Source organism: Streptomyces sp. NPDC050636 (genome assembly GCF_040654775.1).
Taxonomy (GTDB): Bacteria; Actinomycetota; Actinomycetes; order Streptomycetales; family Streptomycetaceae; genus Streptomyces.
In genome coordinates this window covers 1-11,415 of sequence record NZ_JBFAIP010000146.1, presented here as the reverse complement: position 1 = coordinate 11,415, position 11,415 = coordinate 1, and the positions used below count along the sequence as shown (strand labels likewise).

Genomic DNA, 11,415 nt, shown 5'->3' with positions numbered 1-11,415 from the left:
GGCGCGTCGTGGTCGCCCTTTGCGGGGGGTTGCCCCTCGGCGCGGTACCTCTGCAGCGGCGAGGGGCAACCGCTTCCCCTTCGTGAGGCACCGTGAATCGCTGACGTGCATGCGAGTAGGAGCCCGTGATGAGTCTGCTGCGCAAGATCCGTGACACTGGGCGGGTGGCGGAGGAGGCTCCGCCACGGCCGAAGGGCGCTCCTCCCGCTATCGCGCGGGAGCTGGGTGGTTCGGTCCAGGTGCGGTGTGTGGATGCGGGCTCGTGTAATGGGTGCGAGATCGAGATTGCGGCGGCGTTCGGGCCGGTGTACGACGCCGAGCGGTACGGAGCCCGTATGGTCGCCTCCCCGCGGCACGCGGATGTGGCGCTGGTGACCGGACCGGTGACCCGGAACATGGCCGAGCCGCTGCGCCGCACGGTCGCCGCGATGCCCGAGCCGAGGGCGGTGGTCGCGATCGGCGACTGCGCCGTCAACTGCGGTGAGTTCGCCGGGGCGTACGGGGTCGAGGGCGCGGTCGGCGATGTGGTGCCGGTGGACGTGGAAGTACGCGGGTGTCCGCCCCGACCGGAGGAGATCGTGGCGGCGCTGCGTACCGTGACCGGCCGGTGAGCGTGATCGGGCCCGCCCTGGGCGTGGCGGCGGGGCTGGCCGGGGCGGGCGCGGCGGCCGGGCTGCTGACGCCCGAACGGGGCCGGACGACGGTGGTCGGCGGGTGTACCGCTGGTGCCGGCGTCGCCGGACTCGTCGCGGGTGTGGCCGCCTTGGGCGGGGTCCGGTGGGCGGTGGAATTCCCCGGTCTTCTGCCGCTTGCCGGGGTGCGGCTGGCGGTGGATGCGCTGTCGGGGCTGTTCATGGCGGTGGCGGGCGCGGTTGTCGCGGCGGTGGCCCTGTATGGGATCGGATATGCGAAGGGGCATGGCGGTCATGGTGCGGGCTCTCGCGGGGCGCAGGCGGTTCTGCCGCTGTTCGCGCTGACGCTGCTGCTGGTACCGGCGGCCGCTTCGGTCTCCACGTTCTTGGTGCTGTGGGAATTGATGGCGCTGGCCTCGTTGTTGCTGGTGCTGGCTGAGCACAGGGAGCGGTCCTCGGTGCGCGAGGCCGGGGTCTGGTACGCGGTGATGACCCACCTGGGCTTCGTACTGCTGCTGATCGGGCTGGTGTGGCTGGCCGCCAGCGCCGGTGGAGAGGACTTCGCCGCGCTGCGGGCCGACGCGAACGATGTGCCGGCGCCGGTGCGCGGGACGGTGTTCGTGCTGCTGGCGGCGGGGTTCAGCTCCAAGGCGGGGGCGGTCCCGCTGCACGCCTGGCTGCCGCGGGCGCACCCCGAAGCCCCAAGCCACGTCTCGGCGTTGATGAGCGCGGCTATGGTGAACCTCGGGATCTACGGGATCGTCCGGGCGGGCTTCGATCTGCTGGGCGGGGGACCGCTGTGGTGGTGGCTGGGCCTGATCGCGATCGGCGCGGTGTCGGCCGTGTACGGGATTCTGCAGGCGGCGATGGCCTCGGATCTCAAGCAGCTGCTGGCGTACTCGACGAGCGAGAACATGGGCTTGGCGCTGATCGGTGTGGGGGCGGCGGGGCTGTTCTCCGCTTCCGGCGATGGTGCAGTGGCCGGTCTGGCGTTGGCGGCGGCGCTGCTGCACGTCGTCAACCACTCCGCGTTCAAGGCGCTGTTGTTCTGTGCGGCCGGTTCGGTCCTGCGGGCAACTGGGCTGCGGGACCTGGACCGGCTCGGAGGTCTGCGGGCGCGGATGCCGGCCACGGCGGGGTTGTTCGCACTGGGGGCGCTGGGTGCGGTGGCGCTGCCGCCGGGCAACGGCTTCATCAGCGAGTGGCTGCTGCTGCAGTCACTGATCCATGGGCTGACGGTGCCGGGGGTGACCCCGGCGATCGTGCTGCCGCTGGCCGTCGCGGTGATCGCCCTGTCCGCGGGGCTGGCGGCAGCGGTGTTCGTCAAGGCACTGGGCGTTGGGTTCTTCGCCCGGGCGCGCGATGAACGAGCCGCCAAGGCGTCGGAGAGCCCGGCGAGCATGCTGGCCGGGATGGGGCTGCTCGCGGCGGCATGTGCCGGTCTGGCCCTGTTGCCGGGGATGTTGGGGAGCGGCCTGGACCGCGCCGTGACGGCGGCGGGTCTCGCGGGCCGTGGCGCGGTATCCGGTGGCGGGACACAGCTGAGGCTGGAGGCGATCTCCGCGTCGCTGTGGCCCTTGTGGGTGGTCTTGGCGCTGACGGCGGCCGTGGCGGTGGCGGCCGGGCTGCCCCGTCTGATCGGGGCCCAGCGGCGGCGTACGAAGGCCCGGTTGTGGGACTGCGGAGGCGGCGCCCCCACGCCGCGCATGGCCTACACGGCGACGTCGTTCGCCGAGCCCCTGCAGCGGGTCTTCGATGACGTACTGGCCCCCGAGCAGGACGTGAACGTCACCCCGGTGCGGGAGTCCGCGTATCTGGTGGAGCGGGTGCGCTATCAGCGACGGGTGCCCGACCGCCTCGAACACCGCTTGTACGAGCCGGTGTTGGGGGCACTGTCCCAGGTTGGACGGCGGGCCCGAAGGCTGGCGAGCGGCAGCGTGCACCTCTATCTCGGTTATGGCTTCTTCGCGCTCGTGGCGCTGTTGGCGGTGCTGGTGGTGGGCTGGTGAACGCAATGGGTATGGCGGCGGTGGCCGCCCAGGTCGTCGTGGTCGTCGGTGGCGCGCCGCTGCTGACCGGGCTGATGCGGCAGGTCCGGGCGCACCTGGAGGGCCGCGCCGGGGCCGGGATCGCACAGCCCTGGCGGGACATTCGTAAGCTGCTGCGCAAGGAGCCCATCACCCCGGTCGGGACCGGGCCGGCATTCCGTACGGCGCCCGCGCTGCTGGTCGCCACCACGGCCGTGGTCGCCGCGCTGCTGCCGCTGCTGTCCACCCGCACTCCGGTCAGCGCCGGTTCGGATCTGATTCTCGTGGTGGCGCTGCTGGCGCTGGGCACGGTCGCCCTGGCGCTGGCCGGGCTGGATACCGGGACGGCGTTCGGCGGCATGGGGGCCTCACGCGAGATGACGGTGGCCGCCTTGGTGGAGCCCACCATCCTGCTGTCGGTGTTCGCCCTGTCGATACCAGCCGGGTCCACGAACCTGGCCACCATCGTCTCCGGCGCTGTCCACAACCCCGCCCGGCTGACCTCCCCCGCCGGACTGCTGGCAACAGCCGCGCTCGCCGTCGCGGTGCTGGCGGAGACCGGGCGGATCCCGGTGGACAACCCGTCCACGCACCTGGAGCTGACGATGGTCCACGAGGCGATGGTGCTGGAGTACGCCGGCCCCGACCTCGCGCTGGTGGAACTGGGATCCCAGATGCGGCTGACGGTACTGCTGGGGCTGCTGGCCTCGCTGTTCGCGCCGTGGGGCATCGCCACCGACGCTTCGTGGGCGGCCTTGGTGATGGCGCTGGTGCTGTTCGCCGTCAAGGTCGCGGCACTCGGGGCGGTGCTGGCCGCCGCCGAGGTGTTCTGGGCCAAGCTGCGGCTCTTCCGTGTGCCCGAACTGCTGGCCGGGTCCTTCCTGCTGGCGCTGCTCGCGGTGACTGCCTCGTACTTCCTGAGCGGAGAGTGAAACCCGGTGAGTGAGAGTACGTACGCCCAGCTGCTGAACCTGGCCGCCGGGGCGTTTCTGCTGGCGGCTGTGGTGGTGCTGTGGCGGCGGGAACTGGCCGCAATCGTAAGGCTCTTCGCCCTCCAGGGCCTCGCACTGGCCGCGCTGCCGCTGCTGCTGGGGCTGCACGAGGACCGCTGGGACCTGATCGTCGTGGCAGTGGGCCTCGGAGCGCTGCGGGCGGGGCTGCTGCCCTATCTGATGCGCCGCGTCCTGTCCGCGGTCGCGCCGCGGCCCGGTGCTGAGCACCCAGATGAGCATCGCTACGAGGAGGACGTCAGCGAGTTCCACGAGACCCAGCCGCTGGTCAATGTCGCGGCATCCCTCCTCACCGCTGCGGTGCTGACCCTGCTCGCCTACGCCGTGGCTCGGCCACTGGTCGCCCTCGATCCCACGCCCGCCACCCGGGCGCTGCCGGTCGGGCTCGCGGTGGTGCTCATCGGCTTCTTCGTCCTGGCCACCCGCCGCCGGGCGCTGGCCCAAGTGGTCGGCTTCCTGCTGCTGGACAACGGCATCACCGCCACCGCCTTCCTGGCCGCCTCCGGTGTGCCACTCATCGTCGAACTGAGCGTCTCCTTCGACGTATTGCTCGCCGTCCTCGTCCTGCAGGTCCTTACGACGCGCATGCGGGCCGCCTTCGGCACCACCGACATCGACGACCTGCGGGAGCTGCACGACTGATGCCGAGTCTTGTGGACGGAGCCTCTTCTCTGGGAGGGGCCGCCTCCGTATTCGTCCTGTGTGCACCCGTCGCCGTCCCGCTCGCGGTCTGCGCGGCCCATGCGGCCTCCGGCCTGGGCACCCTGGCCAAGCGCCGGGGAACGCTTCCCCCGCAAGAGACGGACGCTGCGCACGGCTGTGCCCGCCGGGCCTTCGCCAGCTGGGCGGGACTGGTGTCACCGGTCGCGATCCTCGGCTGCGGGGCAGTCCTAGCCGCCACGGTTGTGGGCCAAGGACCGGTCACCGCCCTGGGCGGCGTACTGCGCGCCGATGCCCTCACGGCCTGGATGCTCCTGGTCGTCGGCGCCGTCGCCCTCCTGGCCTGCGCCGCGAGCACCACCTACCTGGCGCACGAACACGCCACCGGACACGCCACCGACCACACCACGCGCCGCTACCGCCTTCTCGTCCACGCCTTCCTCGGCGCCATGAGCCTGGCCGTGCTGGCAGCCAACCTCGGAGTGCTGTGGGCCGCCATCGAAGCCACCACCATCGTCACGGCCTTCCTCGTCGGCCACCGCCGCACCCGCGCCTCCGTGGAAGCGGCCTGGAAGTACGTGGTGGTCTGCTCGGCCGGCATCGCCCTGGCCTTCCTCGGCATCGTCCTGATCTACTACGCGGCCCGCGCCGAGGGCATCCCCGAGGCGAACGCCCTGGACTGGCCCACCCTGGTCGCCCACGCGGACCGCCTGGACCCGGCGACCATGCGCCTGGGCACGGCCCTGATCGTCCTCGGCTTCGGGGCCAAGGCGGGCCTGGTCCCGCTGCACGCCTGGCTGCCCGACGCCCACAGCCAGGCCCCTGCCCCCGTCTCCGCCCTGATGTCCGGGGTGCTGCTGTCCGTCGCCTTCGCCGCGATCCTGCGCGGCAAGGTCATCGCGGACGCCGCACTCGGCCCCGGCTTCGCCCAGACCCTGCTGGCCGGAACCGCCCTACTCACCCTGGCCCTGGCAGCCGCCCTCCTCCTCCACCAGGGCGACTACAAGCGCATGCTGGCGTACTCCAGCATGGAGCACATGGGCCTGATCGCGCTGGGCGCCGCCATCGGCACCCCGCTCGCGCTCGCCGCCACCCTGCTGCACATCGCCGGCCACGGCCTGGCCAAGACCGTCGCCTTCTGTACCTCCGGCGACATCCTCCATCTCTACCGCACCACCCGCATCGGCCGGGTACGCGGCCTGCTCGCCCGCGCACCCGCCCCCGCCGCCACCTTCGGCCTGGCCGTCGTGGCCCTGCTCGGCTTCCCGCCGTTCAGCCTATTCGCCTCCGAACTGGGCATCGCCCGCGCCGGGTTCGCGGCAGACTTCGGCTGGCCCACGGCCCTGGCTCTGCTGCTGGTACTGACCTCGTTCGCCGCGCTCGCCCTCCGTACGGCGCATATGGTGCTCGGCCGGCAGCTGGCCCCGGCCGAGGGCGCTCGTATCCCCGTCCCCGCCGGAGCACCGGGCGGGCCACCGGCCCCGCAACCCGAACCGGCTCACCCGGCCCTCGAATCGAGCACCGAATCGAGCACCGAACCGGGCCCCGTATCAGCCGACGACGCTCCGCCCGTGCGGCTCGGCACCGGCCTCGGCCTCCCGCTCGCCCTAGGGCTGCTGGCCTGCGCCGCGCTCGGCATCACCACCGGTCCACTGACCGATCTGCTCTCCACCGCCGCCGCGATCACCGGAAGGCACTGAGCCCGTGCAACCGCCCCCCGTCGAACGCACAACCTTCGACATCACCCCATCCCAACTACCGCAATATGCAGACGAGTTGCTGCGCAAAGGCCACCGCATCGCCCTCGTCGCCGCCCACCACGACGACGCGCCCACCGCGGGCGGCCAGGCCCTGCGCGTGGTGTACCTCTTCCTGGCCGGGCCGCCGGACACCCGCACCGAACTCCACGTACGCCTCGACCCCGGTCGGCCCGAGCTCCCCACGCTGGCCCATCTCTCGTTCCCCACAGGCCGGTTCGAACGCGAGATGCGAGACCTGTACGGCATCGTCCCCCTCGGCCACCCCCTGCCCCGACGCCTCGTCCGCCACTTCCACTGGCCCAAAGGCTGGTACCCGATGCTCCCGGACGCGGGGCCGCCACCCCCCTTCTCCGAACAGGAAGGCCCCTACCCCTTCCTGGAAGTCGAAGGTGACGGCGTCTACGAGATCCCCGTCGGCCCCGTCCATGCCGGACTGATCGAACCGGGCCACTTCCGTTTCTCCGTCGTCGGCGAAACCATCCTCAAACTCAAGGCCCGCCTCTGGTTCGTCCACAAAGGCATCGAGAAACTCTTCCAGGGCCGCACCGTGGAACGCGGACTGCCGTTGGCCGAACGCATCAGCGGCGACACCGCCGTCGGCCACGCCCTCGCCTACTGCCTTGCCATCGAGGAAGTCACCGGCACCCCCGTCCCCGCCGACGCTCAGCGCGCCCGCGCCCTCCTCCTGGAACTCGAACGCCTCCACAACCACGTCGCCGACCTCGGCATGCTCTGCAACGACGTCGGCCACTCCATCCTCAACGCCCAGGCCCAACGCGTCCGCGAACAACTCCTCCGCCTCAACGACGAGATCACCGGGCACCGCCTGCTGCGCGGCGGCGTCCTCCTCGGCGGCGCCGTCCTGCGCACTCTCCCCGACCCCACCCACATGCGGAACCTACGCGACGACGTCCGCCAGATCGCCGATCTGGCACTGGGCCACCCCACCGTCCGCGACCGCTTCACCGGCACCGCCCGCCTCCCGCTGGAGGCCGCCCGGGACCTGGGGTGCCTGGGCTATGTCGCCCGCGCCAGCGGCCTCGTCGCGGACGCCCGCACCGCCCACCCTTTCACGCCGTACGACCAGTCGCCAGCCATCCCCTTCCACACCAGCGGCGATGTGCTGGCCCGCTTCCTCGTACGCGCCGAGGAGATCGAAGCCTCCACCGCCCTGATCATCCACCTCGCCGACGGCCTGCGCCCCGGAGCCGTCTGCACCTGGCCGGCCATCCCCGCACGGCGGACTCCCGGCTCCGGCGTCGGCATCGTCGAAGGCTGGCGCGGAACCATCACCACCCGCGTCGAACTCGCCGCCGACCACACCCTCACCCGGGTAAAGCCCGTGGACCCGTCCTTCTTCAACTGGCCCGCCCTCCCCGTCGCCCTCGCCGACACGATCGTCCCCGACTTCCCCCTGACCAATAAGAGCTTCAACCTCTCCTACGCGGGCAACGACCTGTGACGGACAGAAGCGACCTATGACGCACGAGCGCGGACCAGCCGGAGCTCGTCACAATGTCAGGGCTGATCCGCAGTAGTCACCTTCGAGACGTTCGACGCAGCCAGGCCGGCCACCAGGGCAGCACACAGCACCGCACCACGCATCGCGACGGACAATCCCCGGACCAACCCGACGACGCTGGACACGGCTGCACGGCACGACTCCCGCCAAACAGCGGCGCACACAGCTCCCGGAACAGACGACAGCCCCGAGCACCAGCGCAGCGCACCGGAGAGACGCGCGCTCGGGGCCGACGAGTCCCCCTCACCTAGCACCGCGCCATGAGCAGGGAACCGGAGCCGGGCGAGCGAACCATCCAACGTTCAATCAACGACCGCCCGCCCGGCCAGACACGCCCGCTTCAGCACGGCGCCGCCCGTACCGCGGGAGAAAGACCAAGCATCGTGGCTGAGGCCGGGGGGGGCTGAACTCCACACGTGACGGGTGCTCGTCACAGTGCCCGAGCGTCGTGGCGGGCTTTCAGTGGCTGAGCCCCAGACGCATTTCCCACTTCGCGCTGACTGATTGGAGGCGTGTCACGTCGACCTGGCTGTCGGCTCAACCTTCCGAATCAGGGCGGACAGCGTTTCGCCAGATCTTGACGTCCAGCTTTAGGAACGTGCTGGCTGCTTGATCGTTGGGCATCGCCCGCACGGTAATCAATCCGACGTGCCCGTTGTTGATGACACAGATCCGGGCCCCCTTGCTCAGTCGCTCGAGCGCGATTGTGCCTTCGTCGGCGTACCGCCCGTCCGACCTGCACACCTCCAAGGAACCCTTCTGGCCAGAATCCAGGAGTACCAACGTCCCGTCGCCGTCCGTGTTGACCCAGAAGCCGTTGTAATCGAGGCTGAAGTCGCCAAAGGGGAGACCCCACTCTTCTCCACGACGCGGCTTGATCGGATCATCGGTCAGCATGAGGTAGGTATTTCTGGCCAGGTTGACGCCCGTGGCGCTGACAGGCTCCGGCTCGGGCAACGGCGCTGTTGGCGTGCTCGGATCGAGCGACGCCGTGGAGCGGCTCGGACTTGGTGACGTCGGCTTACCTACCGGCTTGCTGTCTGTGGAGGAATCGTCGGAGCCGAGTAGACCGAAGACTCCGGTGATGAGCGCTGCAAGCACAGCCGCGCCAGCCGTTACCCAGATGCCCCACCGGTGATCCTTCGCCGTCACCTCTTCGGACTCGGACCCAGACGCCACCGTCACCTCTTCGGACTCAGACTCAGACACCGCCGTCGCCCCCCTGTCTTCGTCGGTTAAGGGGCCACAACCTACTGCCAGACTGCCCTCAGGCGCCTGCGGTTCCGGGCACTCTGTGAAACTGGCGGAGCCCGCTTCGAAAGCACGAACGACCAACGGGCATAAGGACGTTGATCAAAGAGCACCTACAACACGTCCCGACGCAAAAGCGGCCCGCACCGGGGTGAGTGCAGGCCGCGGATACAGGGATCGCGCGGGCGACTTCAGGCCTTCCGTGAGGGTCCCCACGATGTTGCCGGGGGCGTCCAGCCATACCGTGTTCACGGCATGAACGACACGTCACCGTTCTTGGGCCAGGAGTACGACGCGGGGTGTCACAGGGGAGACAAGACCATGAGGACCTCGTCGCGATCGTCGCCCTTGGCCAGCCTCAGAGCTCCGGGCCACCGGCCGATTTCCTTCCAGCCGAGCCGACCGTAGAACTCTTCGAGGCCGACACCACCGCGTGCGGCAAGGTGCAGCTGCTCCAGGCCCACCTCATCGCGGGCTACCTCACGGGCCCGGCGCATCAACGCCGCGCCGATGCCCTGGCCCCGGACGCTGAGCCAGGTCTGCACGTGGTGAAGCGTGCCCCAGTGCGTTATGAGCGGATGGGGGTCGCGGCGGATGTTCGGCCAGCCTGCGACGGTGCCATCGGACAGGGCGATCAAAAGGCGGCTGGTCGTTGGGGCAAGGTCCTTGATGATGCGGTCGAGGGCGGCGGTGACCTCTGCGGCATCCACCTGCGGGAAGGGGAACCCGGCCGCCCCGCCCGCATTGCTCACCTCGGTCCAGCAGTCCACGAGGGCCTGCTTCAGCTCGTCAGTGATCTCGTGCGGGTTGACGATCTGGGTGAGGCCCGCGGCGTTACTGCTGGTCCTGAGGACAAGTGTCACAAACGGCCCCCACGCGCCAAGGCGAATTCGAGGGGCCGCTGTGCGATTGCTCACTCCTCGCGGTCGAGGCCGAAAGTCTCGGCCAGCTCCCTCAGAACCTCGTCCGACATTCGGGGCGCCGTGGCGGCCTGCTCCTCCACCCAGCTTGCGATGACGGCATCCACGTCGCTCATGTCGTCTCTGACCTGCGCTTTCTTCACTGGTTAGTGACAACGTCGGAATGCCAGTCCTGTGTCGTTCTGCTTCACCCAATCGGATGGCTGACCTGCTGTTCCGGTCCGGGCTTCGCACCTGATGCGAGGTTCTCGCGCCGGATGCTATCTACGGAGCGTGACGAATTTGGCGGGTAAGGACGGGACGCCAACGGGAGCCGCGCTGCGGTGGATGTGGTGCCGCGGCACCGGTTCGTGCTCGGCTGCATCCTGCCCACCGACGAGCGCCCGCCCCGGGAAGGGCCCAGCGCCTCATCACGACCGCCCAACCACCGGCCCGCGGAGAGCCGGTAGACCGCTCGCCGATCTTCTGGAGGAAGGGACCGGACGGCCTGTTCTCCGGCTCCTGCGCCCCCAGATCCCGGCTTCTCGGGACGGCGGGGCCTACTTCTGCGCGTGGGAGCCCAGGTAGAAAAGCAGCGCCAGGAAACCGAGCAGCAAATGACTCCCGGCGATGTAGATGAACACGCGCCAGGACGTCCCCCGCTCCTTCCGTTCCTCGGACATCCCGCCGCCGAAGGACGGTTCGGGCGCGGGCTGATCATTGGCATGGTCGTCAGGCATGTCTGCTCTCCAGAGGGCGTCGGTCATCACAGGGGTGTCGGGTATCAAGGGTCGGTGGTGCGGTGACGGGGCGTATGCAGACGGGCACGCCCGTCCGGCCGGCCCATTCGACGAGCATGGTGATCTGGTCGACGTCCGCGTCATGCGAGGGACGGTCGCCGTCGGCATGCAGGTACGTGATCTCAAAGCGCATGGAAACAAGTGCTCTTTCCGCCATGGCTCACCAGACATCGGCATCAGGGATGACGAAGCGGGCCAGGATCGTCTTGCCGTGGCCGGCCCGGACGGGCTCCACGCTGAGCGTGCCGTCATACTCGTCCACCAGGTCGGCCACCACCCGCAGTCCCGCGCCCGGTGGGCCCGTCGCCGCATCCGGGACGCGAGATTCCCGGTCGGTCACCGCGATCACCAACTGCCCGGCTGCGACGGCGACCCCCACATCCGCTGTGGGCGACCGGTCGGCGGCATGCCGCAGCACATTGGCCACCAGCTCGCTCACCACCAGCTGCGCCGCGTCCGCCAGCGACGACTTCGGGTCGATGCCGAACTCGGTCAGCCTCGCTGTCACCTCCTGGCGGGCGCTGAGAACCGCACCCGGACCAACACGCACAGTGAACACGTGCCGTCGGCCCGATGGCTGGGCGTGTGCGCAGTCGGCGGCCGACGGGCGCTGTCTGCGCCACGGCGGAAACCACTCCGAGTGGATCACGAGGCCCGCCCCAGCGCAGGCCCCGTCTCCCGCAGCTGTACCAGGAGGTCTTCCTGCCCGGCCAGCAGCTCCACCAGAATCCGACGCGCAGCCTGCAGCAGCTCGGCGACATCGCCGCTCGCCAGCTCGTACACCACTGTCGAACCGCCCCGCGTGGCGGTCACGATCCCTGCCCGGCGCAGCACCGCCAGCTGCTGCGACAGAC

The 11,415-nt window shown here is 70.1% G+C and carries 12 protein-coding genes; 6 read left to right on the top strand and 6 right to left on the bottom strand.

Features of this window, described 5'->3' with window-relative positions:
• Nucleotides 1–128: 128 nt before the first annotated feature.
• From AB0I10_RS38315 to AB0I10_RS38290, 6 genes are read left to right on the top strand one after another with little or no spacing between them, the layout of a single operon-like run.
• Entirely contained in the window at nucleotides 129–611 is a 483-nt protein-coding gene (locus tag AB0I10_RS38315) for an oxidoreductase (protein WP_363157372.1), read from the top strand.
• The gene (locus tag AB0I10_RS38310; protein ID WP_363157371.1) at nucleotides 608–2,641 is read left to right on the top strand and encodes a proton-conducting transporter membrane subunit; all 2,034 of its coding nucleotides are present in this window, start codon (nucleotides 608–610) and stop codon (nucleotides 2,639–2,641) included. The genes AB0I10_RS38315 and AB0I10_RS38310 overlap by 4 nt, the downstream gene beginning before the upstream one ends.
• A 5-nt stretch (nucleotides 2,642–2,646) precedes the next feature.
• Nucleotides 2,647–3,591 (top strand): NADH-quinone oxidoreductase subunit H, encoded by a 945-nt coding sequence (locus AB0I10_RS38305; protein ID WP_363157373.1) that lies wholly within the window; start codon nucleotides 2,647–2,649, stop codon nucleotides 3,589–3,591.
• Between the two features lie 6 nt (nucleotides 3,592–3,597).
• Entirely contained in the window at nucleotides 3,598–4,311 is a 714-nt protein-coding gene (locus AB0I10_RS38300) for a hypothetical protein (protein ID WP_363157370.1), read from the top strand.
• Complete coding sequence (locus AB0I10_RS38295) at nucleotides 4,311–6,029, top strand: proton-conducting transporter membrane subunit (protein ID WP_363157369.1); 1,719 nt, start codon at nucleotides 4,311–4,313, stop codon at nucleotides 6,027–6,029. Before AB0I10_RS38300 ends, AB0I10_RS38295 begins: the two co-directional genes overlap by 1 nt.
• A gap of 4 nt (nucleotides 6,030–6,033) precedes the next feature.
• On the top strand, nucleotides 6,034–7,551 hold the full coding sequence (locus tag AB0I10_RS38290) for an NADH-quinone oxidoreductase subunit C (protein ID WP_363157368.1): 1,518 nt from the start codon (nucleotides 6,034–6,036) through the stop codon (nucleotides 7,549–7,551).
• Between the two features lie 597 nt (nucleotides 7,552–8,148).
• Here AB0I10_RS38290 and AB0I10_RS38285 read toward each other — a convergent pair.
• From AB0I10_RS38285 to AB0I10_RS38260, 6 genes are all read right to left on the bottom strand, one after another.
• On the bottom strand, nucleotides 8,149–8,820 hold the full coding sequence (locus AB0I10_RS38285; protein ID WP_363157367.1) for a hypothetical protein: 672 nt from the start codon (nucleotides 8,818–8,820) through the stop codon (nucleotides 8,149–8,151).
• 344 nt (nucleotides 8,821–9,164) lie between these two features.
• Nucleotides 9,165–9,725, bottom strand: coding sequence for a GNAT family N-acetyltransferase (locus tag AB0I10_RS38280; RefSeq protein ID WP_363157366.1), 561 nt, complete (start codon nucleotides 9,723–9,725; stop codon nucleotides 9,165–9,167).
• 50 nt (nucleotides 9,726–9,775) lie between these two features.
• On the bottom strand, nucleotides 9,776–9,898 hold the full coding sequence (locus AB0I10_RS38275; RefSeq protein ID WP_363157365.1) for a hypothetical protein: 123 nt from the start codon (nucleotides 9,896–9,898) through the stop codon (nucleotides 9,776–9,778).
• 423 nt (nucleotides 9,899–10,321) lie between these two features.
• Nucleotides 10,322–10,501, bottom strand: a complete 180-nt coding sequence (locus tag AB0I10_RS38270) for a DUF6126 family protein (protein ID WP_363157364.1) — start codon at nucleotides 10,499–10,501, stop codon at nucleotides 10,322–10,324.
• A gap of 220 nt (nucleotides 10,502–10,721) precedes the next feature.
• On the bottom strand, nucleotides 10,722–11,111 hold the full coding sequence (locus AB0I10_RS38265) for an ATP-binding protein (protein ID WP_363157363.1): 390 nt from the start codon (nucleotides 11,109–11,111) through the stop codon (nucleotides 10,722–10,724).
• Between the two features lie 95 nt (nucleotides 11,112–11,206).
• Nucleotides 11,207–11,415: helix-turn-helix domain-containing protein (locus AB0I10_RS38260; protein WP_363157362.1), on the bottom strand; the 209-nt coding region annotated here is incomplete at its 5' end.

Coding starts and splice junctions, on each gene's coding strand:
- AB0I10_RS38270 (WP_363157364.1), bottom strand. CDS start 10,501: ATGCCTGACGACCATGCCAATGATCAGCCCGCGCCCGAACCGTCCTTC.
- AB0I10_RS38305 (WP_363157373.1), top strand. CDS start 2,647: ATGGGTATGGCGGCGGTGGCCGCCCAGGTCGTCGTGGTCGTCGGTGGC.
- AB0I10_RS38275 (WP_363157365.1), bottom strand. CDS start 9,898: ATGAGCGACGTGGATGCCGTCATCGCAAGCTGGGTGGAGGAGCAGGCC.
- AB0I10_RS38315 (WP_363157372.1), top strand. CDS start 129: ATGAGTCTGCTGCGCAAGATCCGTGACACTGGGCGGGTGGCGGAGGAG.
- AB0I10_RS38295 (WP_363157369.1), top strand. CDS start 4,311: ATGCCGAGTCTTGTGGACGGAGCCTCTTCTCTGGGAGGGGCCGCCTCC.